Below are 24,579 nucleotides of genomic sequence, written 5' to 3'. Positions count from 1 at the left end.
TGTTCAATGAAACCGTCGCCACTCACCTATCACCGACCGCGGTCGATCGATGAAGCCTGCGAGATCCTCGCGGGGGTCGCGCACGAGGGCAAAGTGCTCGCCGGCGGCCAGTCACTGATTCCGCTGCTGTCGATGCGCCTGGCGGCACCGGCTCACCTCGTCGACATCGGCTCGATCCCGCGCCTCGACGCGATCTCCGCGTCACCGGAACTCGGCGTCACCTTCGACGCGCTCACCACCCACGCAGCGCTCGAATCCGATCCGACGGTCGCGCAGGTCCAGCCCCTGCTGGGCCGCGCGCTCCGGTTGGTCGCACACCCGACCATCCGCAATCGCGGAACGACCGTCGGCTCGATCGTCCACGCCGATCCGTCCGCGGAGATGCCGGCCGTGCTGTCGCTGCTCGGCGGAGCGCTCACCGTCCGCTCCGTACGCGGAGTCCGGCAGATCCCCGCCTCGGAGCTGTTCGCGGGACCGCTCGAATCGACCCTCGAAGCCGACGAGATCGCGACCAGCGTGACCGTGCCGTCAGCACGTCCGGGCACCGGGACCGCCGTCGACGAGATCGCACGACGCCACGGCGACTACGCCCTCGTCGGCGTGGTCGCGCAGGTGGAGGTCGAGGACGGAGCGGTGACGTCCGCCCGGATGACCTACGTCTCCGCGGGAGAACTCGGGCAGGTCGTCGACTACACCGACATCCTGCGCGGGGCGTCGGCGCACGACGAGCGCGACCCGCTCTGGCAGCAGGTCGCGGAGAAGGCACGCGAGACCGTCGAGACGGAGGCGGACATCCATGCCACCGACCGCTACCGGTCGCAGCTGGTAGCGGCACTGACCGGCCGTGTCGGCTTCGCGGCCGCGCAGGACGCGATCCGCGACGACACACGGGTACCGATGCACACGGGAGGAAGTCGATGACGAGCTCGATCCACAAGGGTGGTCGCGACGCCTCGCGGCGGACCGTCGCCGAACAGGTCGACGAGCTGCAGGCGGAGACCGGCGAGCACCACGTCGCCGTGACCTTCACCCTCAACGGCGTGACGCAGACGGTGGTGCTGCCCTCGCGCACGTTGGCATCGGACGCGATCCGTCACCACCTCCGTCAGACCGGCACCCACGTGGGATGCGAGCACGGTGTGTGCGGCGCGTGCACGGTGCTGCTCGACGGCAAGCCGGTGCGGTCGTGCCTCGTGCTCGCCGCGAGCCTCGAGGGCCGCTCGGTGACGACGGTCGAGGGCCTCGTCGAACCGGACGGCACCCTGCACCCAGTGCAGGAGGCGTTCGTCGACTGCCACGGTCTGCAATGCGGTTTCTGCACACCGGGTTTCGTCACCACGATCGCCGCCTTCCTCGAGGAGAACCCGTCGCCCACCCACGAGGAGGCGACCGAGGCGATCGCCGGCAACCTGTGCCGGTGCACGGGTTACCAGAACATCCGGGCGGCCGTGCTGCGCGCCGCCGAGATCAAGCGTGAACGGTCCGGAGGCTCACCGCTCGGCCCCGACAGCGAGGCGGCCCGTGCCTCGCTCGACGCCAAGGTCCGCGGCACCACCGCTCCGGTCGGAGGAAAGGCAGGACGAGCATGACCAGTGTCTCCGATTCGCCCGTCTCCAACTCCACCTCGACGAGCACGACGACCGACCTCGCCCCCGCCGACATCGGCGGTGCCACCGAATCGGGCAAGTCGTTCGGCAAGCCCATCCCGCGTGTCGAGGACAACCGGCTCGTCAGCGGCAACGGTCGCTATCTCGACGATCTCGGGCACGGCGCGCTCGCCGCGGCCTTCGTCCGGTCGCCGCACGCCCACGCTCGCATCCTCGACATCGCCGTCGATGCGGCGCTGGAACTGCCGGGCGTGCACGCCATCTACACCTACGACGATCTCGAGGCGGACTCGCCCGAGATGGCCGAGAATCTCCCGCTGCTGATCCCGCACCCCGCGATCACCGCTCCGCGCAACGGATATCCGCTCGCGAAGGACGAGGTGAACCACGTCGGCGAGGCGATCGTGATGGTCGTCGCCGACAACCGGTACATCGCCGAGGACGCGTGCGCGCTGATCGACATCACCTACGAGGCTCTTCCGGCCGTGGTCGGTGTCGACACCGCGCGCAACGCCGAGCACGTCGTCCACCCGGATGTGCCCGACAACGTCGCGGCGCACCTCCAGCACGGTTTCGGTGACATCGAGGCGGAGCTCGCCGCGGCACCGCACACGCTCACCCTCGACCTCGAGATCGAACGTTCGGCGTCGATGCCCATGGAGGGCAAGGGCGTCTACGCCCGCTGGGACGACGACGAGAAGGCGCTGACCTTCTGGACGTCCACCCAGACCTCGACGTCCGCCCGTGCCGCGATCGCAGCGCGACTGGGCATGGCGCACAACAAGGTCCACTGCATCGCCCCCGACGTCGGTGGTGGTTTCGGTGTGAAGATCGTCCACCCGTGGCCCGAGGAGGTCATGGTCACCTGGGCCGCGCGCAAGCTGGGGCAGGCCGGGATCTCCAACGAGGTCAAGTGGGTCGAGGACCGGCGCGAGCATTTCGTCTCCAGCGCCCACGAGCGCGGGCAGATCCACGAGGTCACCGTCGGGTTCGACGACGACGGCCGGCTGCTGGCCTTCGACTTCTCGATCTGGCACGACAACGGTGCGTACCTGCCGTACGGAATCATCGTGCTGCTCAACACCTCCACGCAGGTGCTCGGCCCCTACAAGCCGCGCGCCTTCCGGGTGGACGCCTACTCGCTGTACACCAACACGGTCATCGTCACGCCCTACCGCGGTGCGGGACGACCCCAGGCGGTGTTCGCGATGGAACGGGCGATGGACGCCATCGCCAAGCATCTCGGTAAGGACGTCCTCGAGGTCCGCGAGACCAACTTCATCCGCCCCGAGGAGATGCCCTACGACTTCCACCTGATCTTCCAGGACGGTCGTCCGCTCATCTACGACAGCGGCGACTACCAGGCGGGGATGGACAAGCTCAGGAAGCTGATCGGCTGGGACGAGTTCGCGGAATACAAGGAACGTGCCCGCGCCGAGGGGCGTCGCGTCGGCATCGGCGTGGGAGCGTACGTCGAGGGCACGGGACCGGGCCCGTACGAGGGCGCGCACGTGCTCATCGAGACCTCGGGCAAGGTCAAGGCCGCTACGGGCCTGACCACCCAGGGCCAGGGGCACCAGACCTCCTTCGCGCAGATCGTCGCGGACGATCTCGGTGTGCCGGTCTCCGACGTCGAGATCGTCACCGGCGACACCCGCCGATTCGGGTACGCGGTCGGCACGTTCGCCTCGCGCGGTGCCGTGATGTCCGGATCCGCCTTCCATGTCGCCGCGCAGATGGTGGCGGAGAAGGCGAAGAAGATCGCCGCGGACCACCTCCACGCCGACGTCGCCGATCTCGAACTGCGCGAGGGGCACGTGTGCGTGGTGGGCACCGAACCCGGCGCGGAGGGCACCTCGATCCCGCTCGGCGTGGTGGCCGTGCTGTCGAACCCGCTCCGCTACGCCTTCGACGATGCGTCCCGTCGCGCAACGGGATTCGCGAACGCCGAGACCGATATGTCGGTGCCGCCCGTCCTCGAGGGTGAGCAGCCCGGCCTGGAAGCGACCGGCTACTACTCGCCGCCCACGTCGACGTTCGCGTCGGGCATCCACGCGGCGATCGTCGAGACCGATCCCGTCACCGCCGAGATCCGGGTGCTCCGGTACGCGGTGGTACATGATTGCGGCAACGTCATCAACCCGCGCATCGTCGAGGGCCAGGTGCAGGGCGCGGTCGCACAGGGCATCGGCGGCGCGCTCTACGAGAAGATCGTCTACGACGAGCACGGGCAGATGCTCAACGCGTCGTACATGGACTTCCTCATGCCCTTCGTGACGGAGATGCCCGACTCGCTCGAGATGGACCACACCGTCACCCCGTCCGCGCTCAATCCTCTCGGAATGAAGGGCGCCGGCGAGGCCGGTGTCATCCCGACCTCGGCGGTGATCGCCGCGGCCGTCGAGGACGCGGAGGGCATCCCGATCACCAGCATGCCGATTTCCCCCTCGGAGTTGTTCGAGCTGCGTCTGACCCACGCTGCGTCCCGAAACAAGGAGAACGAATGAGAATCGCCGGTACCGCGCAACTGCAGGCACCCCCCGACGTGGTGTACGACAGCCTGCAGGACGGCCGTGTTCTCGCGGCGACGATCCCGGGCGTGCAGTCGCTCGAGCAGATCAGCGACAACCACTACAAGCTCTCCATCACCGCCGGGGTGGCCTCCATCAAGGGCACCTACGACGGGGAAGTGGTTCTGTCGCAGCAGAATCGTCCCGAATCGTTCGTCATGACGGCATCGGGCTCCGGCGCTCCGGGAACGGTCAAGGCCGACGTGGCGGTGCGTCTCGAAGAACGTGACGGCGGCACCGTGCTCACCTACGACGCGGACGCGGTCGTCGGCGGCATGGTCGGGGGCGTCGGACAGCGAATGATCACCGGTGTCGCGAAGAAGATGGCCGGCGTGTTCTTCAACGGCATCGACGGTGTGATCGCCAACGGTCTGCCGGCGGCACCGAGTGCCGCCGAAGCAGCAGCCGTCGCAGGCGTGAACGGAGTCGAGGTGGCCGAGGTTGCGGAGGGTGCGGGCGTGAAGACCACCGCGCTGCCCGTGGCCGCCGCAGCAGCTGCACCGGTACCGGCCGGAACTCCCTCGGCAGCAACGGTTCTGCTGTCGGCAGGAGTGGGTGCAGGTATCGCCCTGGCGGGTGTCGCCCTGGGAGCGATCCTCGCCCGACGCTGACCTTCTCGTCGAATATCCACGGCACCCCCGGGCCATCACGGCCCGGGGGTGCCGTCGTCTGCAGGTGGCAGGTGCACGAACCCCGAACTCCAGGCGACGAGTTCGGCGAGATGTGACAAAGAAACACCGCCGCTCAGCGGGTGGAATGTCATCAGACGTCAGGTGGGACACCGGCGAGAAGAACCCAGGAGGAAACATGGGATCCAGGAAGATTCGGGTCGGCATCGATACCGGCGGAACATTCACGGACGTGGTCGCGGTGGACGACGAGTCCGGCGCCATCGTCACCACGAAGACCCCGTCGACACCGCAGGATCCGGCCATCGGCTTCCTCGCCGGCATCGAGAAGGTCCTCGCGCAGCTCGGCGAGACCGGCGACGCGATCGACGCCGTCAGCCACGGCACCACCGTCGCGACCAACAAGCTCCTCGAGGGCAAGGTCGGCACCCTCGGCTTCATCACCACCGAGGGCTACGAACACGTCCTCGAGATCGCCCGCCAGTCGGTTCCCGACGGCTACGGCAACTCCTACTTCTGGGTCAAGCCCGACCGCATCGTGCCGGCCGACCGCGTCCGCACCATCCGCGGCCGTCTCGCCTACGACGGCAGCGAGATCCGTCCCCTGAACGAGGACGACGTCCGCGCCGCCGCCCGCTTCTTCAAGGACCGCGAGATCCTCACCGTCGGCGTGTGCCTCATGCACTCCTACGCCAACCCCGAGCACGAGCGCCGCGTCCGCGACATCCTCATGGAGGAGTACCCGGAGGCGACCGTGAGCATCTCCAGCGAGGTGCTGCGCGAGTACCGCGAGTACGAGCGGTCCATCACGACCCTCGTCGACGCCGCGGTCAAGCCCAACATCCGCAACTACGTCAACAACATCGCGAACCGTCTGCGCGAGTTCTCCTCCGCCGAGGGCGAGCAGCGCGACATCCCGTTCTACGTGATGAAGTCCAACGGCGGCGTGCTCTCGGCCGAGGAGGTCGTGCACCAGCCGATCACCACCGTGCTCTCCGGCCCCGCGGCCGGCGCACTGGGCGCGGCCCTGATCGCCGGCGTCGCCGGTGTCGACCAGGTGCTGACCTGCGACGGTGGCGGCACCTCGACGGACGTCACCGTGGTCGTCGGCGGCGAGCCGGCGCTCACCACGGAAGGTCGCGTGGGTGTCTACCCGTCCAAGATCCCGATGATCGACGTGGTGACCGTCGGTGCCGGTGGCGGCTCCATCGCATGGATGACCCCCGAGGGCACCCTGCGTGTCGGCCCGCAGTCGGCGGGCGCCGATCCGGGACCCCTGTGCTACGGCAAGGGCGGCAACGAGCCGACCATCACCGACGCCCACGTCCTGCTCGGCCGCATCCCTCCCCATCTGCTCGGTGGTGAGATCCCGCTCGACACCGAACTCGCCCGAAAGGGCGTCGAGGAGCTCGCGCACCGTCTCGGCCTCGAGTTCGAGGCGTGCGCCACGGGCATCCTCGAGGTGTCGGCCTGGAACCAGGCCAACGCGCTGCGCCAGATCACCGTCAAGCGTGGTCTCGACGTCCGCGACTTCACCCTGGTGACCTTCGGTGGCTCCGGTTCGCTGCTGGCCTGCCGCCTCGTCGACATCCTCGGTCTCAAGGACGTCCTCGTGCCGCTCGAGCCCGGCAACGTCTCGGCCTTCGGTCTGCTCACCGTCGACGTCCGCAACGACTACGTGCAGACGCACGTCAGCCGCCACGACCGGTTGGAGATCGACGAGCTGCAGGCCGGACTCGACGCTCTCGCGGCCGAGGCCGAACGTGCTCTGGAGGACGAAGGATTCGGACCCGACCAGCGGCAGTACGCCCGCTCGGCCGACCTGCGCTACTTCGGCCAGGCCTTCGAGGTGCGTGTGCCGGTCGGCGACGGCCCCATCACCCAGGAACTGATGGACGAGGCGGCCGAACGCTTCCACCAGGCCCATCGCGAGCTCTACGGCTACGACTTCCGCAACGATCCCCACCAACACGTGGAATGGGTCAACCTCCGTGTCAGCGGCATCGGACCGATCAAGCGACCGGAACTCGCCGAGATCGCCCCGGGCACGGGTGCGGACGCCGCCCTCACCGGCACCCGCGAGGCGTACTTCGACGAGTGGGTCACCACCCGCGTGTACGACCGCGCCCACCTCGGCGCCGGCGACGAACTCGAAGGTCCCGCCGTGATCGAGGAATTCAGCTCGACCATCCCGGTCCACCCCGGATTCCGCGCTCGCATCGACTCTTTCGGCAACATCCGCCTCACCAAGACATCCGACTCGAACGGAGCCACCCGATGACTGCGACTCTCGAACCCGCCGCGGCCACGACGCGCAAGCCCTTCCGGCTGACCGACGCTTCGGGCACCGCTCCCGATCCGGTGCTCGTCGAGATCGTCGCCGGTTACCTCGCCAGCGTCGAGATGGAGGTGGAGACCTCCATCTCCCGGACCTCGCGCTCGCCGATGATCCGCGACGCCCACGACTTCCGTGCCGGCATCCACGACCGCAACCTGCGCAAGCTCACCGGTCGGTCGTACTCGGCGCTCGTGCATCCGGTGGCGCGGGACTTCCCGCTCGAGACGATGAAGCCCGGCGACGTCTTCTTCCACAACGACGTCTACCTCTCCGAAGGCGGCATCGGCCACCTCCCCGACCTGTGCGTCACCGTGCCGGTCTTCGCGACCCGCCCCGGCGACACCGAGCCCTCGGTGGTCGCGTTCGTGCAGGCCTTCGGCCACCACGACGACATCGGCGGTTGCTGCCCCGGCTCCATGCCGTCGGGTGCGACCACGGTGTACGAGGAGGGACTGATGGTCCCGCCGATCAAGCTGTGGGACCAGGGCGTTCCGAACGAGGCGGCGCTGCGGATCATGACCCGCAACTCCCGCATGCCCGATTCGCTTGCCGCCGACCTCGACGCCGAGTGCTCGGCGTGCCTCATGGGTGCGCGCCGGCTGTCGGAGCTGTTCGAGCGCTACGGTGTCGAGACGGTCGAGGCCTGCTTCGACGCGATCCTCGACGCCACCACGGAGACGTACCGCCGCGAGATCCTCAGCAAGATCCCGGTGGGCACGTACACCTGGGAGGACTACGCCGAGCACGACGGTGTGGACGAGCCCATGCTCCACGTGCAGCGCATCACCCTCACCAAGACCTCCCCGGAGGACGAGGGCGGCGAGCGTCTGATCCTGGACTTCAACGGAACCGGTCCGCAGGCGAAGGGGCCGATCAACCACTGCGGTGACTACGCCGACGGCAACTTCCTCATCAAGTGGCTGGCGCCGATCCTCCGCAACCTGGCCGACACCCCGGACCGCATGGCGGAACTGGACGTCAACGAAGGTGTCGTGCCGCTGATCGAGATGAAGTTCCCGGAGCCGGGCACGCTCATCACGCCGATCTTCCCCGCTCCCACCAACGCTCGCACGTTCGTGATCCTGCGTCTGCTCGGCGTGCTCTCCGGTGTGGTCGCCAAGGCGGTCGACGGCAATATGCCCGCCGACCAGGAGACCATCCGCTACACCGGTGTGTACGGCGAGGACTTCGACGGTCACTCGTATCTCATGCGTGAGGTGCTCGGCGGCGGCTCCGGTGGCCGGCACTACGCCGACGGTGAGGACACCATCCACGTGGTGCCCGACTCGCGGAACCTGCCCACCGAGTTCACCGAGAGCCGCTTCCCGTTCATCGTCGAGAAGCTGGGTCTGGCAATCGATTCCGGTGGAGCCGGTCGCTACCGCGGTGGTCTCGGCTACGAGAAGCACATCCGCATGCTCAAGGACGCGAACTTCATGTCCATCGCGGACCGTTCGATCCTCGCGTGCTGGGGCGTCAAGGGCGGTAAGGCCGGCAAGCCGTTCTCCGTCACCCTCGATCCCGGCGGCCCGAACGAGCGCGAGTTCGACGCCCTCACGGACGCCGAGCCGATCAAGGCCGGCGAGGTCGTCCGCATCCGCACCACCGGCGGCGGTGGCTGGGGCGACCCGCTCGATCGTCCGATCGACGAGGTTGTCCGGGACGTGCTGTGGCGCAAGGTGTCCGTCGAGGGCGCCCGCGACGACTACGGCGTGAGCCTGAAGGACACCTCGGCCGACGAGCCCGTCGCCGACGTCGAGGCCACCGAGGCACTGCGTGCGCAGATGCGCGCCGAGCGCGGCGAGGAGGAGCCCTTCTTCGACCGCGGTCCCGGTTACGCCCGCCTGTCGGGTGGCGCCGAGTTCGCCGAGTACGACTTCATCGGCAACTGATGTCGACGACGGCCCATCTCTCCCGCGGCACCGATCTCGCAGTGATCGGTGCCGCGGGGAAGACCGGAACGGCTGTCGTCGCGGCGCTGGAGACAGCAGACACGACCCCCGTCCGCCGAGTGGTGCACACCGCTCGGCAGGCGGGGGATCGTGCTGTCGACCTCGAGACCGGTGCCGGGCTCGTCGACGCGCTGTCGGGCTGCCGCGGCGTCTACTTCATCGCCCCGAACATGCACCCCGACGAGCCGGCGCTGTTCGAACGGTTCCTGGGGGCAGTGTCCGAGGCCGATGTGGAGCACGTCGTCTACCACTCCGTCGCCTGGCCGTACACGCCGGCGATGCCGCACCACCTCGACAAGGCACGCTGCGAGGACATCCTGCACGCCTCCGGCGTGCGGTGGACCGTTCTGCAGCCCTGCGCGTACACGGAGAACTTCGCGTCCGTGCTAGACGGATCGGTCGACGCACTCGACGTCCCCTACGACCCCGACGCGCCGTTCTCGTTCGTCGCCTTGTCGGACGTCGCGACGGTGGCGGCCCGTGTCCTCGTCGAGGGTGTGGACGTCCACCACGGCGCCACCTACGAGCTCGGGGGACCGGACGCGGTGAGTGTGCGGCAGCTGTGCGCGATCGCCGGGAGAGCGGTGGAGATCGAGCAGGTGTCCGTCCCGGTGTGGATGGAGCGCCACGGCCGTGACCTGCCCGCGGATGCCCGGGAGCGTCTGGCCGCGATGTTCGGCTTCTACGACGATCACGGCTTCGTCGCAGGGAGCGCCGTCACGGCGGTGCTGCTCGGTCGGGAGCCCACCCGCGTCGCGGATCTCGTCTCGTCGATGCCGCGCCGGTAACTCGCGGGTGGTGTAGGAAAGGGAACGTGACGGATCGCTCTGCGGACGGCCCCGACGCCGTCGACACCCTGCCCCCGCCCGTACTCATCGCTGTCGACGAGGCCAGCGGTATCGGGGTACTCACCCTCGACCGCCCGAAGCAGCGCAACCCGCTGTCGGTGGAGACGATGCGCGAGGTCATCGCCGGTCTGACGGCGCTTGCGGCCGACTCGAAGGTGATCGTGGTCCGCGCCGAGGGCCCGGTGTTCTCGGCCGGGCACGACCTGCGGCAGATGATCGGACGCACGCTCGACGAGGAACGCGCGATCTTCGAGACGTGCAACGAGATGATGCGGACCGTGCAGTCGATCCCTCAACCGGTGATCGCATCGGTGCAGGGCACGGCGCTCGCGGCGGGATGCCAACTCGTCGCGTCGTGCGATCTCGCCGTCGCTGCCGGCGACGCCCGCTTCGGCACCCCGGGTGTGCGGATCGGGTTGTTCTGCTCCACGCCGATGGTCGCGGTCAGCCGCGCGATCGGACGCAAGAGGGCGCTGCAGATGCTGCTGACCGGCGACACCATCGACGCGCAGACCGCCGCCGACTGGGGCCTGGTGAACTACGTCGTCGAACCGGAGACGCTCGAGACCGCGACCACCGAGCTCGCCCTGAAGATCGCCACGTCGTCCCCCGCGACGATGCGGATCGGCAAGGAGGCGTTCTACCGGCAGATCGATCTGCCGCAGGAGACCGCCTATGCCGCGATGGCCGAGACGATGGCGTCGAACGCGATGATCGACGACGCGCAGGAAGGGATGACGGCCTTCCTCGAGAAGCGCGCGCCGGTCTGGAAAGGGCGCTGATCCCGAGCGATCGCTAAGTCTGGACTAGTTGGTTGGACGTCCTATAAAGTTCGCTGCATGACCCCCGATCCGCGTCAGAGCACCGTCGACGGCATCCTCCACCGCACCGCCGCGCGCTACCCCGCCCGCGTCGCGCTCCGCTTCGGCGACCGGCAATTCACCTACCGGGAACTCGACGACGCCGTCACCCGCGCCGCCGCACATCTGCTCTCGTCGGGCCTGGCCAAGGGCGACCGCGTGGCCGCCTACGGCACCAACTCCGACGGCTACGCGATCGGATATCTCGCCGCTGCCCGCGCCGGGCTGGTGCACGTGCCGATCAACTACGCGCTGCGCGGCGAGGAACTGTCGTACCTGCTCGGCCAGTCGGGCGCGAAGGCCGTGCTCGTCGACCCGGCGCTGCGGGACAACCTCGACGCCGTCCTGGCCGACGTGCCGGCCGAGACCGTCGTCCCGCTCCGCGACGCCGACGATTCCCTGGTGGCGGTCGCGCAGACCGGCGACGTGCCGACGCTCGACGTCGCGGTGGCCGACACCGACCTCGTCCAGCTCCTCTACACCTCGGGCACGACGTCGAAGCCCAAGGGCGCCATGATGACCCACCGGGCGCTCACCTTCGAGTACATGTCGTCGATCGAGGCGCTCGACCTGTCGGCCGGCGACGACCCGCTCGTGTGCATGCCGCTCTACCACTCCGCGGCGATGCACGTCTTCCTCATCCCGTACTTCGCGGTCGGCGCGACCGTGCGGCTGCTGCCGGCACCCGACGTCGCCGAGATCCTCCGGCTGGTAGAGGAGGAGCGCATCGGATCACTGTTCCTCGCCCCGACGGTGTGGGTGCCGCTGACCAACCATCCCGACCTCGACAAGCGCGACCTGTCGTCGCTGCGCAAGGCCCAGTACGGCGCGTCGATCATGCCGGTCACCGTCCTCGAGCGCCTCCGCGGCCGCTACCCCGAGCTCGGCTTCTACAACTGCTTCGGGCAGTCCGAGATCGGTCCGCTCGCCACCGTCCTCCGTCCCGAGGAGCACGACGCGCGTCCCGCCTCGTGTGGCCGGGCGGTACTGTTCGTCGAGACCCGCGTCGTCGACGCCGACGGCAACGACGTCCCCGACGGCGAACCCGGCGAGATCCTGTACCGCTCACCGCAACTGTGCCTCGGCTACTGGGAGAACCCCACCGCGACCGAGGAGGCCTTCCGCGACGGCTGGTTCCACTCCGGCGACCTCGTCACCCGCGACGCCGAAGGCTTCATCACCGTCGTCGACCGCATCAAGGACGTCATCAACACCGGCGGCATCCTCGTCGCCTCGCGTGAGGTCGAGGACGCGATCTACACGCACCCGGCCGTCGCCGAGGTCGCGGTGATCGGTACTCCGGACGAGAAGTGGATCGAAGCGGTGACCGCGGTGGTCGTCCTCAAGGACGGTCACGAACTCGACGAGGCGACCTTGATCGACCACGTCAAGCAGCGCCTCGCACCGTTCAAGGTGCCCAAGGCCGTTCGCTTCGTCGACGTGCTGCCGCGTAACCAGAGCGGCAAGCTCCTCAAGCGCGAACTGCGCGGATCCTGACCACACTCTCCGAACACTGCGAAAAGGAAACCTGAACCCGATGCCGAAGAAGCACGTCGCCTCCTGGTACGACGACGAGGTCTCTGCCGTCTACGATCTCGCGCGCGAGTTCTTCGATCGCGAGGTCATGGGCAAGGCCGAGAAGTGGGATTCGCAGCGTCGTATCGATCGTGAGGTGTGGCTCGAGGCCGGCAAGCTCGGTCTGCTGTGCTGCTCGATCCCCGAGGAGTACGGCGGGGGCGGTGGCACCTTCGCGCACGACCTCGCGGTGTTCGACGCGCAGGGCTATTCCGGTGATCTCGCGTTCGGCAATTCCGTGCACAGCGGCATCGTCGCGCACTACATCCTCGAGTACGGCAACGAGGAGCAGAAGAAGGCATGGTTGCCGGGCATGGCCACCGGCGAGATCCTCGGCGCCATCGGCATGACCGAACCCGGTGCGGGCTCGGACCTCAAGGCCATCAAGACCACCGCGGTGCGCGACGGTGACCACTACGTCGTCAACGGCTCGAAGACCTTCATCACCAACGGTTCCTCGGCCGACGTCATCGTCCTCGCCGTCAAGACCGACCCGAAGGCCGGCGCCAAGGGCGTGTCGCTGCTCATCGTGGATCTCCGTGACACCCCGGGTTTTTCGGTGGGCCGTGTGCTCGATAAGGTCGGTCAGCACGCCGCCGACACATCCGAACTGTCGTTCGTCGACGTGCGTGTGCCCGTAACCAACCTGCTCGGCGAATCCGAAGGCCTCGGTTTCGGTCAGCTCATGGCACAGCTCGTGCAGGAACGGCTGATCATCGGTGCGCAGGCCGCCGGTGCGATGGACCGTGCCGTCGAGGAGACCGTCCGCTACACCAAGGCGCGACAGGCCTTCGGGCACAGCCTGTTCGAGTTCCAGAACACGGCCTTCGAACTCGCCGAGTGCCAGACCATCGCCCGTACCTGCCGCATCTTCCTCGATCACTGCATCGAGCAGCACCTGCAGGGTCAACTCGATCCGTCCGATGCCGCGATGGTGAAGTACTGGCTGACCGACAAGCAGTGCGAGGTCATCGACCGGTGCGTGCAGCTGCACGGCGGTTACGGCTACATGCGTGAATACCTCATCGCGCGGATGTACGAGGACGCCCGCGTCCAGCGGATCTACGCCGGCGCGAACGAGGTCATGAAGCAGATCATCGCGCGGGCGCTGTAACCGCTCGTTTCCGGATGTGGGATGTCTCAGCCGGCAGTGGCGGTCAGAAACTCTTCGATTGCCGCGGTGAGTTTCTCGGGCTGGTCTTCGGCCAGCAAGGTGTAGCTGTCGTCGATTTCGACCAGTCGCGCGTCGAGGAAGGCTTCGGCGAGGCGTCGCCCATGATCGCGGGGCATCATGCGATCCTCGGTGGCCCACACGACGAGCACCGGCCCGGAGAACTGCGCCGCTTTCGCAGCGATCTCGAGCAGTTGTTGCTTGGGCGGCGCAGAGGGTGCGTACTTGGCCAGATCACGCCGGATGTTCCGGTCGACGGTGGCCGGACGGAACCAGGCGTCCATGACGGGTCCGGGTACCGGACGTTTGCTCATCCAGCCCCAGGTTCCGGGGCCTCGCCGTCCGAGTTTCGTGCCGAGCACGGCCATGAGCACGCGTACCCCGCCCGGAATCCTGACCAGCGGCAGGAGCGGTTTGACCGGGCCGGGTGGGTAATTGTCGAATGCCTCGCACGCGGCGAGCACGAGTCGCGAGACCCGTTCGGGATTCGACACGGCGAGGAAGGCCTGGGCACCGCCCCGATCGTTCTGGATCAGCGTGACGTCACGCAGGTCGAGGGCATCGAGGAACTCCCCGATGAGATGGCCCATTCCGACGAGGGTGAGGTCTGCCTCCGGACGCATCGGTATGCGGTGCGAGCCGAGAGGCCAGGTCGGCACGATGCAGCGGTAGGTGCCGCGGAGTTGTTCGACGACGTGCCGCCACCCGGTTCCGTCCATCAGAAGGCCGTGGATGAACACGAGAACCGGTCCGGTACCGCCGGTGTCCTCGTACTCGATCGTCCCTGCCGAAAGCCCGATGTCGAACACGCGATCCCCCTTCGCGTCGAGTGGTCGAGATGTTTCCACAGCTCCGCGCCGCTCGCCGGGATTTCGCGCATCCGGCAGACATATTCGTCGAATAGAACTTCTTCAGCCGGGATCGCTTTCAGTGAAATCCGCCCGCAGAAACCGGGGGTACGTCAAGATCACATGAATTCCGTTATCTGACGACAGTAAGGACCACCGATGCGACATCGCGCCCGTGCTGCAGTGATCACCACCTTTGTTGTCCCTGCGGCTGTAGTGATCCCAGGAGTAGCAGGAGCAGCGGAGGCCGAGGACGTTCGGTACTCGTTCTCCGTCGACGGCACGAGCGTGACCAACACCATCGTCAACAACACCGGCGAGGAGTTGATCTGCTCGACTTCTCTCGGCAACGCACCGGACGGGATACTGCCCCCGGTCTGGGAAGTCGTCGGAGCCGGACAGTCCCTCTACGAGCAGGGGCCGGTAGCGCCGGGAACCAGCACGCAGGTCATTGCGGACGTACCTGCCGGCTCCTATGTCGCGTTGGCGTCGTGCGGGAACGCTGATTCCACCGCGATGTGGGCCTCGGACTATCCCGGTATCGAAGAAATCCTCGCGCTGTTCCCGCTCACGTCCTTCGCGGTCGAGCAGGGAGCCACGGTCGTCACAGTTCCCGCTGAGACACCCGCCGTACCCGTACAACAATCGCCGTCCTTCGGCAGCAGTCAACCCGAATGATGTCCTGACAGAGCACTTTTCGAGCACTGACGGTTGATCACGACTCGACGGCGGGTGCGTGCGGCCCTACCTCACCACGGGCGGCTGGTGGTGAGGAACTTCGCCATCTCCTGACTCTGCGCGCGGTGCATGCGGCGGCGTTCCGCTCGCTCGTCACCGGACTCGTTGAGCTTGCGTTCCTCGTCGGACTCGGGCAGCACCGGTGGCACCTGCATGGGGCGACCGCCGTCGTCGACCGCGACGAAGGTGAGGAAGGCGGTCGCGGCGATGCGTCGCTCACCGCTGCGCAGATCCTCGGCGGTGACCTTGACGAAGACCTCCATCGAGCTGCGTCCGGTCCGGGTCACGAACGATTCGAGGCACACCGAATCGGACGGGCGAACGGGTTCGAGGAAGGCCACGGAGTCGGTCGACGCCGTCACAACCGACGCGCGACTGTGACGTGTCGCCGAGATCGACGCGGTCATGTCGATGTCGCTCATCAGCTTCCCGCCGAACAACGTGTTGTGGTCGTTGACGTCGTTGGGAAACACCCTGCTGGTCTTGACGACTCGTGATTCTCGGCAAGGTTTGGCCTGCACGCCGAAGGTCCTTTCGTAGATCGTGCTCGCGGCGGGATCTCCGTCGGATGCACCTCTACAAGCCTACGACTGCTGCGCGGAAATCGGCGCAGGCCTGGTGTGATACTCGACAATCCTGGTCAGCATCGCGGTGAGCTGTGCGCGTTCGGCTGCGTCGAGGGGAGCGAACGCCTCGTCCTGCGCCGCGGTGAGCATCCGGTCGAGATCGAACAGTCGTCGGCGCCCGCGCTGGGGGAGGGTGATGATGTTGCGTCGCCGATCGGTGGGGTCGGCGGCGCGTACGACGAAACGACGGTCGACGAGTGCGTCGACGGCGGCGGCGACGTCGCTGCGATCGAGGCCGCAGCGACGGGCGAGGTCGATCTGACTGGACGGACCGTATTCCTCGAGGGCGGCCAGGATCCGGTAGTGGTGACCGCGGGCATCGGCGGAGTCGAGGCGATCGAACACGACGCGATGCACGTGTCGCGCCGCCTGGGTCATCAGATAGCTCGGGAGGTGTCCGAGCCGATCGGGGCCGGCCGCGTCGTGGGTGGCGGACATGTGACCGAGTCTACGAGGACGGGCGCGCCGGATCGAGACCCCGTCACCGCCGACGATGGTCGGTGATCGGGGTGCGAGGCCCGCGCTTCGGAACCCGCGCGTACCCACCGGACTCCACGATCAATCGAACGGCCCGATAACGTTGCGGGCGTAGCGGTTCGAGATATTCGATCATGCCGGGGTCGTCGAGGGGACGGCCGAGCAGTGCCCATCCGACGACCTTCGCGAGGTGGTAGTCGCCGACGGAGAGCGCATCGGTGTCGCCGAACGCGCGCTGGGCGACCTCCGCGGCCGTCCACACGCCCACTCCCGGAACGACCCGCAGCTTCCGCCGGGCGTCGGCGGACGGTTCGTGGACGAGACGTTCGAGCGAGTCGGCGACCTGCGCGCACCGCACCACGGTGCGTGCGCGGCCGGGGTCGACGTTCGCCCGGTGGAACTCCCAGGACGGTACGGTCCGCCAGGTCTCCGCGGAGGGCGGCACGCGCATGCCCTCCGGGGCCGGGCCGGGCGCCGGATCGCCGAACCACGTGACGAGACGACGCCAGGACGCGAACGCCGCCACCCCGTGCACCCGCTGTTCCAGGACGGCCGGCACCAGGGATTCGAGCACCCGGCCCGTGCGGGTGATGCGCAGGGCGGGCATGCGTCGGTGCGCCTCGACGAGCAGGGGATGCTCGGGTACGAAGCCGGACGGGTCGTCGTCGGCGCCGAGCAGCGCCGGAAGCTGATCGCCCAGCTCGGATGCGCCCGGGCCCCACGCCAGGCACCGCGCACCGTGCGGGCCGTCCTGGGTGAGCCGATACGTCACGGCACCGGTGTCCATGCGGGAGGTGCGCCAGACGGCGCCTGCGACGACGCGATGACACGGATCCCACGGCCCGCGCTGCAGCGGGCGCAGGGTGCGCACAACATCGACGGGCCACGGCACGCGCACGCGGGTGTCGAGAGGTGCTTCGTCCGCCACGCTCGCGATGCGACGGCCTCGCTCGTCGGACACGGTCACCGTCCTACCGTACTCCGGGCGCTGGAGCCGACTTTCGTGGTGTCGGAGGGTGCGGCTATGGTCGGGCGCATGATCATCGTGAGCACCGACGGATCCTGCCTTCGCAATCCCGGTGGCGCCATCGGGTGGGCGTGGGTCAATCACGAGGGGCCCAGCGCGTCGGGCGGTGAGCGTTCGGGCACGAACCAGATCGCCGAGCTCCGGGCGGTGCTCGAGGCGCTGCGGGCGCATCCCGGCGCCGAGCCGATGATCATCGAATCCGATTCGCAGTACGCGATCAAGTGCGCCTCCGAATGGCTGCCCGGATGGAAGCGCAAGGGCTGGAAGACGGCCACCGGCGCGCCGGTGAAGAACCTCGAACTTGTGCGCGCCATCGACCGCGAGCTCACCGACCGCACCGGTCCGGTGCGGTTCCGCTGGGTGCGCGGGCACGTCGGCAACCACTTCAACGAGATGGCCGACACGCTCGCCGGCCAGGCCGCCCGCGAGATCGCGGCGAAGCCCGGACCAATCGAGGTGCCCAGCACGCCCGTGGTCGCGCACAAGCCGCCGAAGCGCGCCGACGACGCCGAACTGACCTTGTTCTGAGTCAGTAGTAGACGGCGAGGCGGCCGTTGGGTCCTTCGACGCACGTCACCGGAGTATCGAAGACGCGCGTCAAGGTCTCGTCCACCAAGATCTCTTCCGGGGTTCCGAACTCGACGACCTTGCCGTCCTTCATCGCGCAGATCCGGTCCGCGTAGTGGCCTGCGAAATTGATGTCGTGCAGCACGATGACGACCGTGCGCCCCAATTCGACGGCCACCTTGTGAAGATGCTTCATCATCTGGACCGAATGCTTCATGTCCAGGTTGTTCAGCGGTTCGTCCAGGAGGATGTAGTCGGTGTCCTGGCACAGCACCATGGCCACATAGGCTCGCTGGCGTTGTCCTCCGGACAGTTGGTCCAGGTAGCGGTGTTCGAGGTCGGTGAGGTCGAAGAACTCGATGGCGTTGCTGATGGCCTCCTCGTCCTTGCGGGTGAGTCGGCCCTTCGAGTGCGGGTATCGGCCGAACCCGACGAGTTGCCGCACCGTCAGGCGGGTGACGAAGTGGTTCTCCTGGCGGAGGATCGAGACGATCTTCGCGAGGTCCTTCGAGGCAGTGCTCGACACGTCGTAGCCGGCGATCTCGATGGTGCCGGCGTCGGCCCCGAGCAAGCGGCCCACGATGGTCAGCATCGTCGACTTGCCCGCACCGTTCGGTCCGACCAGGGCCGTGATGCCGCCTGCGGGAATGGTCAGATCGATCTCACCGATCGTGACCGTCTCGCTGTATTCCTTACGGAGACCCTTGATCTCGATCACAGTCTGCCCTTCCGAAGGATCACGTAGAGGAAGGCCGTGCCGCCGACGGCCTCGATGATGATGGACACGGCACCCTCTGCGTAGAAGATGTTCTTCAGAACGAAGTAGGCGCCCCCGAGGATGACGAACCCGGTCAGGATCGCCACCGGGAACACGAAGCGGTGATCGTGTGTGGTCGCGAACTGGTAGGCCAACGTCGCGACGAGGAAGCCGAGGAACGTCAGCGGGCCGACGAGCGCGGTGGTGGTGGCCATGAGGACCGACACGAGAAACAGTACGAGCATGATCTCTCGGCGGTGGTCCAGGCCGAGATTCGTGGTGACGTCCTTGCCCAGCGCAATGATGTTGAGTCTGCGGGAACGCCACCACAGTGTTCCTGCCGCCCCGATACAGAGCGGGATCGCCAGCGGTAGGTAGGAGGCATCCGCATTGGAGACCGACCCGAACAGCTTGGCGGTGAGGATGTCGAACTCGCTGGGGGTGAGCATGCGCTGCATGAAGGTCGCCACGGATCCGAGACCGCCACCCAGGACGATGCCGACGAGGAGCATCACCTGCATGTTCCCGTACTTGCCGGAGAGCAGCCATCCGTAGAGCATCAGCGAGAAGCCGACCATCAATACGACCATGAGTGCGAACTGCGGCACCCCCGTGAGCGCCGTGACTCCGACCGCGCCCAGGAAGAAGACGGCGGCGGTCTGGATCGCGACGTAGAGGGCCTCGAATCCCATGATCGACGGGGTGATGATGCGGTTGTTCGTCGCAGATTGGAACGAGACCGTCGCAACGGCCTGGCAGACGACGACGATCGCGATCACGACCAGGTTGGTCGCGCGCATCTGCGTGATCCGCCAGAAGCCTGCGGTCCCGAAGGGCATCGGATTGTCCCAGGTCACGATGCCCACGGCGATGACGACCGAGAGGAGCGTGAGAGTCCCCACGAGAATCCAGTAGCGGCGTAGCTGTCGCGCGGTCGCGAATGCGCCGGAGCCTGTGCGCTCGGCCCTTGTTGCCGTCGCGGCGGTCGGCGGAGCTGTGGGGATCGATGCCGTGGGGATCGATTCTGCCGGGGAGATCGACTCGGTGATGTCAGACATTGCGGCGACTCCGCAGAAGCATGGCGATGAAGACGACGGAGCCGATGACGCCGAGGATGAGTGATACCGGGATCTCGAACGGCATGATGATCGTCCGGCCGATCAGGTCGCAGACGGTCACGATGGCGATACCGAGCAGGCAGACCCAGGGGAGATTGCTGCGCAGATCGTCGCCGCGGAACATCGACACGATGTTGGGGACGATGAGCCCGAGGAAGGGAAGCGAACCGACCACGACGGTGACCACTCCGGTGGCAATCGCGATGAGGCCGGTTCCCAGCAGGATGATGCGGTTGTAGTTCAGGCCGACGTTGGTCGCGACGTCCTCACCGAGACCGGCGACGGTGAATCGGTCGGCGGCGATGAACACCAGGACCGCGACGACCGCGACGATCCAGAGAACCTCGTACTGGCCCTTGATGATCGACGTGAAACTCCCCGCGAACCAGATGCCCAGGCTCTGGAGTTTGTCGGTGGCGAGAGCGATGTAGGTGGTGATGGAGCCGACGACGGCGCCCAGCATGATGCCGACGATGGGCACGATCAGCGACGAGGACAGTTGCACTCGCCGGAGGAACAGGAAGAAGATCATCGTTCCGATGAAGGCCGCCACGACGGCGCCGATCATTCTGGGCAGAAGACCTGCGGTCGGGACGACGATCATCATGATCAGCAACCCCAATCCTGCCCACTCCGTCGTGCCGGTGGTCGTCGGTTCGACGAAGCGGTTCTGGGTGAGCAACTGCATGACGAGTCCGGACATCGCCATCGCAGCCCCGGCCAGCACCAGGGCGATCGTGCGAGGGACGCGGGTGATGTTGAACATCTCCCAGCCGAAGTCACCGCCGAAGATGTCGAACACCCCGGTGAACAGTGAGGCGATCAGCAGGGCGCCGACGCCGAGGAAACCCAGCAGCAGTTTCCGGTCGAAAAGTCTTTCCCGCGTTCGGGACGGTAGGGCTTGGGTCGTCATTTCGGCATCTCTGCTCCGGAAGCACGTCGGCCGTGGACCCGGCTCGCGGCCGAGTCCACGGCGGTCGACACTGTGAATTCAGTACTTCGTTGCGCTCTGCGCGGAGGTCACTTGTTCTCTGCGGTCTGCGCGTTCTTCTCGAGCAGGTCCGCCAGGGAGTTGAAGAACTCCGTGTAGGTCTGGATGCTCTCGTTGGTGTAGGTGTCGGCGGGCAGGTAGATGATGTTGCCCTCCTGGACTGCCTTCACGTTCTGCAGTGCCTGCGAGTCGTTGATGACCGTGGTCGCCGGCACGTAGTCGGGGCCGCCACCGGTCGAGGTACCCGCGTCACGGTCCATGACGATGATCAGGCCCGGGTTGGATGCGGCGATAGCTTCGACGGAGATGTCATCACCCTGGTGGTTGTCGGTGCCTTCGGGAACCTCGAGAGCCGGGGTGAGGCCGAAGATGTCGAACATGGGGCCGATGGTGCGCCCGGTGCTCGGGGCGACGTAACCGATCTCGCCGCCGGAGACGATCAGACCCATCACCGACTGATCCGGAGAGTATGCGGCCTGGACGCGGGCAATCGACGCGTCCAACGCGTCGTTGAGTTCCTGTGCCTCCGCTTCCTTGGCGAAGATCTCACCGAGGACAGTGGTGCCGCGCTTGAGTTCCTCGGCGAAGTCCTCGCCGTCGCGCGGCGCGACCTCGACGATGGTGGCGTCCGGTGCGAGCTCCTCGAACTGCTCCCTGAACTGCGCGTAGCGCCCGCCGTTGATGATCAGATCCGGCTCGACCGCGACGACGGCTTCGAGATTGGGTTCACGATGCGATCCCAGATCGACGATGCTGTCGTCCTCGGTGTAGGAGATCGTCTTCGGCATCAGCGAGACCGCGCCTGCGGCGAGGGGAACGCCCCACGTATCGAGCGTCTCGAACGTGCCGTTGTCGGTGGCGACCACGGACTTGGGCGGCACGGTGACGGTCTGCGTACCGAAGTTGTCCTCGACCGTGACGGTGGCGGCGGCGGTGTCGGACGACTCGGTGGCCGGGTCGCTCGAGCATGCCGTCAGGGCGAGGGCAGCCAGGGTGCCGAGTACGGCACCTCGGTACAGGCGGGATGCGTTCATCGATGTTCCTTGGGTTCGATCACAGGGAATGGATAAGGCATTTAGGACACCCTATGTGATGGTTAGGTTAACCTAACCTCGGGGAATGTCCGGTGCTGGGTCGGATGTCACCTGTGACCTGGTATTTTTCTGCCGGGTCCCCTCGGTCGGCGTCACTTCGGTACGGTCGCACCGTGAACGAAATCGAACAGGTAGCGCAGTTCCGGCGCCGTCACGGCGTCGACGACCTCATCGATGTTCACACCCACTTCATGCCCCGCCAGGTCATGGACAAGGTCTGGGCGTATTTCGACTCCGCAGGTCCGCTCGTCGGACGGCCCTGGCCGATCACCTACCGGCACGACGAGGAGGAACGCGTCGCGCGTCTCCGCGACTTCGGGGTGCACAGGTTCACCGCCATGCTGTACCCGCACAAGCCGGAGATGGCGGCGTGGCTCAACTCGTGGGCCGCCGACTTCGCGGCCCGGACCCCCGACTGCCTCCACACCGCCACCTTCTATCCGGAGGCCGAGGCGAAGAAGTACGTCGCGTCGGCGATCGAGGCGGGCGCGCGTGTGTTCAAATCCCACATCCAGGTCGGCGACTACTCGCCGCTCGACCCGCTCCTCGACGACGTGTGGGGCCTGCTCGAGGACTCGGGCGTGCCGATCGTCGTGCACTGCGGGTCGGGCCCGGCGCCCGGCACGTACACCGGTCCCGCCCCGATGCAGGAGCTCATGCGCCGGTACCCGCAGCTGACGGTGATCGTCGCGCACATGGGTCTGCCCGAGTACCGCGAGTTCCTCGACCTCGCCGAGCAATACGAGCGGGTGTATCTCGACACGACTATGGCGTTCACCGATTTCGTCGAGGAGGACACACCCTTCCCGGAAGATCAGCTTCCGCGTCTGGGCGCATTACGACGGAAGATCTTACTCGGCACGGATTTTCCGAACATCCCGTACAGCTACCTCCATCAGCTCCAGGTGCTCGAACGCGTCGCGCCCGACAGCGAGTGGATCCGCGCGGTGTGCCGCGAGAATGCCACGTCGCTGTTCGGGCTGGACGGGTGACCGGTGTGCTCGCCGATCAGACGGTGATCGAGCGTCGGATGATCTTGCCGGTCGCGTTGCGGGGGAGTAGATCCCGCGTGATCCGCCAAACTGTGGGCACCTTGTAGTAGGCCAGTCGCTCGGCGCAGAAGGCTCGCAACTCGTCCTCGGTGATCGCGCTGCCGGGTCGCAGCACGACGACGGCCGCGACCTCCTGCCCCAGATCCTCGTGGTCCACGCCGATCACGGCGCTCTCGACGACGTCGGGGTGCTCGTCGAGGCGCTGTTCGATCTCCGTGGGATAGACGTTCTCGCCGCCGCGCAGGATGAGATCGGATCGCCGGCCCGTGAGCCGCAGGCGGCCGTTCTCGAGCGTTCCGTAGTCGCCGGTACGTAGCCATCCGTCCGAGGTGACAGCCGCGTCCGTCGCAGCCGGGTCCTCCCAGTACCCGAGCATCACATAGGGACTGCGGACGCAGATCTCGCCCTCGGTGCCGTCGGGAACCCGCTCACCGAACGGGTCGCGGATCTCCATGCTCACCGTGATGATGGGGGAGCCGAGCGTGCCCGGGAACGCCTCGATCTCCGGGGCCGTCGCCATGGCGATCGCAGTGCTGCACTCGGTCAGTCCGTAGCTGTCCACCAGGGCCTGCTGCGCAAAGGGGAACTTCGCCTGCAGACGCTTCTTGAACTCAAGGGAGGACGGTGCCGAGGCCAGCGCGAACGCGGTGAGCGAGCTGAGGTCGTACTTGTCGGTGTTCTCGTGCTCGAGCATGCGCGACGCCATCGTCGGCACCGCGCCCCAGTTGGTGACCCTCTCACGCTCGATGAGCGCGAAGACCTTGTCGACGTCGAACCCGCCTTCCGTCAGAACGGCGGCGCTTCCCGTCGCGAGGCGTGGCACCGCCAGGTTGTGCAGGCTTGCGATGTGGAACAACGGCGAGGTCAGGAGGTACCGGTTGTCGTTGGGCACCGAGTCGTCGTAGGAGCGCCGCTGCATCGCGGCCACCAGAGCATCGGAGTACCGGTGGTAGTCGACGACGGCGAGCACGTTGCGGTGGGAGTGCAACGCCCCCTTGGGACGTCCACTGGTGCCGCTCGTGAACAGGATGACCGCGGGATCGTCCTCCTCCACGTCGGCCGACGGCAGTTCGGTGCCGGACGCGGCGGCCACGATCCGAGGCACGTCGTGTTCGGTGGTGAGCAGTTCGAAGCCGGAGACCTGTGCTCCGGCCAGCAGATCGGCGCGCTTGGCGTCGGCGACGATCACCTTGGGTCGCACCATGTTCACGCCGTAGGCGATTTCGGACGGCGTCCACCAGGAGTTCAGCCCCACGGCGATTGCGCCCAGGCATTGGGCGGCCCAGAAGGTGATGATCCATTCGGGTGAGTTGGCCGCAAGGATCGCGACCCGGTCGCCCTTCTCCACGCCGTGCTCGTCGCGCAGGGCGGTCGCCAGGGCAGCTACAGCGTCGGCGTGCTCGGTGAACGACAGGCGGCGATCGGCCGTCACGAGGTAGTCGCGGTCGCCCCATTTCCGGGACGCGGCGACGAGGTCGCCGATGCGCCGGTCGCGGTTGCGCATGACCTGCATCCGGTTTCCGCGCACGTCCTCTTCGACGATTTCGAAGCGGCCACCGGGGCCGGTGAGCTGGGAAACGACCTGCTGAAGCATCTGCTGCAGATCGGCTTGTGCTGTCAAGGATTCGCCTTTCTCGGCCCGCACGTTCGTCGTCGCGCAGCGCGTACACGGAAGGATCGGAGAACTGTTGCTGGTGACGTGGAGCATCACACCCTAAACCCTGTGTCGACTGT

The 24,579-nt window shown here is 67.1% G+C and carries 22 protein-coding genes; 13 read left to right on the top strand and 9 right to left on the bottom strand.

The annotated features are described in order from the left end of the window. The first annotated feature begins 6 nt into the window (after nt 1-6). The 10 genes from AC0LPE_RS21460 to AC0LPE_RS21415 all read left to right on the top strand — a co-directional run bounded on the left by AC0LPE_RS21460 (nt 7) and on the right by AC0LPE_RS21415 (nt 13,493). Nucleotides 7-921 carry an FAD binding domain-containing protein gene (locus AC0LPE_RS21460; protein WP_490605192.1) on the top strand — a complete coding sequence of 305 codons (915 nt, stop codon included), beginning with the start codon at nt 7-9 and terminating at the stop codon, nt 919-921. After that, complete coding sequence (locus tag AC0LPE_RS21455; protein WP_016692494.1) at nt 918-1,589, top strand: (2Fe-2S)-binding protein; 672 nt, start codon at nt 918-920, stop codon at nt 1,587-1,589. Before AC0LPE_RS21460 ends, AC0LPE_RS21455 begins: the two co-directional genes overlap by 4 nt. Next, nucleotides 1,586-4,114 (top strand): aerobic carbon-monoxide dehydrogenase large subunit, encoded by a 2,529-nt coding sequence (cutA, locus tag AC0LPE_RS21450; RefSeq protein WP_490605191.1) that lies wholly within the window; start codon nt 1,586-1,588, stop codon nt 4,112-4,114. The genes AC0LPE_RS21455 and cutA overlap by 4 nt, the downstream gene beginning before the upstream one ends. Beyond that, nucleotides 4,111-4,788, top strand: coding sequence for an SRPBCC family protein (locus AC0LPE_RS21445; RefSeq protein WP_258260135.1), 678 nt, complete (start codon nt 4,111-4,113; stop codon nt 4,786-4,788). Before cutA ends, AC0LPE_RS21445 begins: the two co-directional genes overlap by 4 nt. A 196-nt stretch (nt 4,789-4,984) precedes the next feature. Then, entirely contained in the window at nt 4,985-7,087 is a 2,103-nt protein-coding gene (locus AC0LPE_RS21440; protein WP_490605190.1) for a hydantoinase/oxoprolinase family protein, read from the top strand. Then, nucleotides 7,084-9,036 (top strand): hydantoinase B/oxoprolinase family protein, encoded by a 1,953-nt coding sequence (locus tag AC0LPE_RS21435; RefSeq protein WP_490605189.1) that lies wholly within the window; start codon nt 7,084-7,086, stop codon nt 9,034-9,036. The genes AC0LPE_RS21440 and AC0LPE_RS21435 overlap by 4 nt, the downstream gene beginning before the upstream one ends. Next, nucleotides 9,036-9,884, top strand: a complete 849-nt coding sequence (locus AC0LPE_RS21430; RefSeq protein WP_490605188.1) for an SDR family oxidoreductase — start codon at nt 9,036-9,038, stop codon at nt 9,882-9,884. The genes AC0LPE_RS21435 and AC0LPE_RS21430 overlap by 1 nt, the downstream gene beginning before the upstream one ends. Before the next feature lie 26 nt (nt 9,885-9,910). After that, on the top strand, nt 9,911-10,726 hold the full coding sequence (locus AC0LPE_RS21425) for an enoyl-CoA hydratase (protein WP_016692488.1): 816 nt from the start codon (nt 9,911-9,913) through the stop codon (nt 10,724-10,726). Nucleotides 10,727-10,783: 57 nt separating this feature from the next. Continuing rightward, nucleotides 10,784-12,301, top strand: coding sequence for an acyl-CoA synthetase (locus AC0LPE_RS21420; RefSeq protein ID WP_145690740.1), 1,518 nt, complete (start codon nt 10,784-10,786; stop codon nt 12,299-12,301). A 40-nt stretch (nt 12,302-12,341) separates the two neighbouring features. Continuing rightward, complete coding sequence (locus AC0LPE_RS21415; RefSeq protein ID WP_490605187.1) at nt 12,342-13,493, top strand: acyl-CoA dehydrogenase family protein; 1,152 nt, start codon at nt 12,342-12,344, stop codon at nt 13,491-13,493. Nucleotides 13,494-13,519: 26 nt separating this feature from the next. Here AC0LPE_RS21415 and AC0LPE_RS21410 read toward each other — a convergent pair whose 3' ends face one another. Next, on the bottom strand, nt 13,520-14,359 hold the full coding sequence (locus AC0LPE_RS21410; RefSeq protein ID WP_490605186.1) for an alpha/beta fold hydrolase: 840 nt from the start codon (nt 14,357-14,359) through the stop codon (nt 13,520-13,522). Between the two features lie 327 nt (nt 14,360-14,686). On the opposite strand from AC0LPE_RS21410, the gene AC0LPE_RS21405 reads away from it, so the two are divergent. Then, nucleotides 14,687-15,076, top strand: coding sequence for a hypothetical protein (locus AC0LPE_RS21405; RefSeq protein WP_088898680.1), 390 nt, complete (start codon nt 14,687-14,689; stop codon nt 15,074-15,076). Nucleotides 15,077-15,147: 71 nt separating this feature from the next. Here AC0LPE_RS21405 and AC0LPE_RS21400 read toward each other — a convergent pair whose 3' ends face one another. From AC0LPE_RS21400 to AC0LPE_RS21390, 3 genes are all read right to left on the bottom strand, one after another. Next, on the bottom strand, nt 15,148-15,657 hold the full coding sequence (locus AC0LPE_RS21400; protein ID WP_490605185.1) for an acyl-CoA thioesterase: 510 nt from the start codon (nt 15,655-15,657) through the stop codon (nt 15,148-15,150). A 63-nt stretch (nt 15,658-15,720) separates the two neighbouring features. Continuing rightward, nucleotides 15,721-16,200 carry a MarR family winged helix-turn-helix transcriptional regulator gene (locus tag AC0LPE_RS21395; protein ID WP_060650103.1) on the bottom strand — a complete coding sequence of 160 codons (480 nt, stop codon included), beginning with the start codon at nt 16,198-16,200 and terminating at the stop codon, nt 15,721-15,723. 43 nt (nt 16,201-16,243) lie between these two features. Further along, on the bottom strand, nt 16,244-17,206 hold the full coding sequence (locus tag AC0LPE_RS21390; RefSeq protein ID WP_088898682.1) for a DNA-3-methyladenine glycosylase family protein: 963 nt from the start codon (nt 17,204-17,206) through the stop codon (nt 16,244-16,246). A gap of 69 nt (nt 17,207-17,275) precedes the next feature. Between AC0LPE_RS21390 and AC0LPE_RS21385 the strand changes: the two genes are divergently transcribed. After that, nucleotides 17,276-17,794: a ribonuclease H family protein gene (locus tag AC0LPE_RS21385; RefSeq protein ID WP_026061190.1), complete on the top strand. Its 519-nt coding sequence runs from the start codon at nt 17,276-17,278 to the stop codon at nt 17,792-17,794. Nucleotide 17,795: 1 nt separating this feature from the next. On the opposite strand, the gene AC0LPE_RS21380 is transcribed toward AC0LPE_RS21385, so the two are convergent. The 4 genes from AC0LPE_RS21380 to AC0LPE_RS21365 all read right to left on the bottom strand — a co-directional run bounded on the left by AC0LPE_RS21380 (nt 17,796) and on the right by AC0LPE_RS21365 (nt 21,733). After that, nucleotides 17,796-18,551, bottom strand: a complete 756-nt coding sequence (locus AC0LPE_RS21380; protein ID WP_490605184.1) for an iron ABC transporter ATP-binding protein — start codon at nt 18,549-18,551, stop codon at nt 17,796-17,798. Beyond that, entirely contained in the window at nt 18,548-19,648 is a 1,101-nt protein-coding gene (locus tag AC0LPE_RS21375) for an iron chelate uptake ABC transporter family permease subunit (RefSeq protein ID WP_085470121.1), read from the bottom strand. Before AC0LPE_RS21375 ends, AC0LPE_RS21380 begins: the two co-directional genes overlap by 4 nt. Further along, entirely contained in the window at nt 19,641-20,621 is a 981-nt protein-coding gene (locus AC0LPE_RS21370) for an ABC transporter permease (RefSeq protein WP_085470122.1), read from the bottom strand. Before AC0LPE_RS21370 ends, AC0LPE_RS21375 begins: the two co-directional genes overlap by 8 nt. A 107-nt stretch (nt 20,622-20,728) precedes the next feature. Beyond that, nucleotides 20,729-21,733, bottom strand: a complete 1,005-nt coding sequence (locus tag AC0LPE_RS21365; protein WP_024102165.1) for a siderophore ABC transporter substrate-binding protein — start codon at nt 21,731-21,733, stop codon at nt 20,729-20,731. 173 nt (nt 21,734-21,906) lie between these two features. On the opposite strand from AC0LPE_RS21365, the gene AC0LPE_RS21360 reads away from it, so the two are divergent. Further along, entirely contained in the window at nt 21,907-22,785 is an 879-nt protein-coding gene (locus AC0LPE_RS21360; protein ID WP_490605183.1) for an amidohydrolase family protein, read from the top strand. A 16-nt stretch (nt 22,786-22,801) separates the two neighbouring features. Here AC0LPE_RS21360 and casG read toward each other — a convergent pair whose 3' ends face one another. Further along, nucleotides 22,802-24,466, bottom strand: a complete 1,665-nt coding sequence (casG, locus tag AC0LPE_RS21355) for a steroid-24-oyl-CoA synthetase (RefSeq protein WP_490605182.1) — start codon at nt 24,464-24,466, stop codon at nt 22,802-22,804. Nucleotides 24,467-24,579: the final 113 nt, after the last annotated feature.

Source organism: Rhodococcus sp. S3 (genome assembly GCF_058211795.1).
Note: the sequence above shows the minus strand (reverse complement) of the source record. Positions and strands in the feature narration are given on the sequence as shown.

Bases quoted from the DNA above. Each gene is read 5' to 3' on its own strand.
- AC0LPE_RS21460 (WP_490605192.1), top strand. From the start codon at position 7: ATGAAACCGTCGCCACTCACCTATCACCGACCGCGGTCGATCGATGAA.
- AC0LPE_RS21455 (WP_016692494.1), top strand. From the start codon at position 918: ATGACGAGCTCGATCCACAAGGGTGGTCGCGACGCCTCGCGGCGGACC.
- cutA (WP_490605191.1), top strand. From the start codon at position 1,586: ATGACCAGTGTCTCCGATTCGCCCGTCTCCAACTCCACCTCGACGAGC.
- AC0LPE_RS21445 (WP_258260135.1), top strand. From the start codon at position 4,111: ATGAGAATCGCCGGTACCGCGCAACTGCAGGCACCCCCCGACGTGGTG.
- AC0LPE_RS21440 (WP_490605190.1), top strand. From the start codon at position 4,985: ATGGGATCCAGGAAGATTCGGGTCGGCATCGATACCGGCGGAACATTC.
- AC0LPE_RS21435 (WP_490605189.1), top strand. From the start codon at position 7,084: ATGACTGCGACTCTCGAACCCGCCGCGGCCACGACGCGCAAGCCCTTC.
- AC0LPE_RS21430 (WP_490605188.1), top strand. From the start codon at position 9,036: ATGTCGACGACGGCCCATCTCTCCCGCGGCACCGATCTCGCAGTGATC.
- AC0LPE_RS21420 (WP_145690740.1), top strand. From the start codon at position 10,784: ATGACCCCCGATCCGCGTCAGAGCACCGTCGACGGCATCCTCCACCGC.
- AC0LPE_RS21415 (WP_490605187.1), top strand. From the start codon at position 12,342: ATGCCGAAGAAGCACGTCGCCTCCTGGTACGACGACGAGGTCTCTGCC.
- AC0LPE_RS21395 (WP_060650103.1), bottom strand. From the start codon at position 16,200: ATGTCCGCCACCCACGACGCGGCCGGCCCCGATCGGCTCGGACACCTC.
- AC0LPE_RS21385 (WP_026061190.1), top strand. From the start codon at position 17,276: ATGATCATCGTGAGCACCGACGGATCCTGCCTTCGCAATCCCGGTGGC.
- AC0LPE_RS21375 (WP_085470121.1), bottom strand. From the start codon at position 19,648: ATGTCTGACATCACCGAGTCGATCTCCCCGGCAGAATCGATCCCCACG.
- AC0LPE_RS21370 (WP_085470122.1), bottom strand. From the start codon at position 20,621: ATGACGACCCAAGCCCTACCGTCCCGAACGCGGGAAAGACTTTTCGAC.
- AC0LPE_RS21365 (WP_024102165.1), bottom strand. From the start codon at position 21,733: ATGAACGCATCCCGCCTGTACCGAGGTGCCGTACTCGGCACCCTGGCT.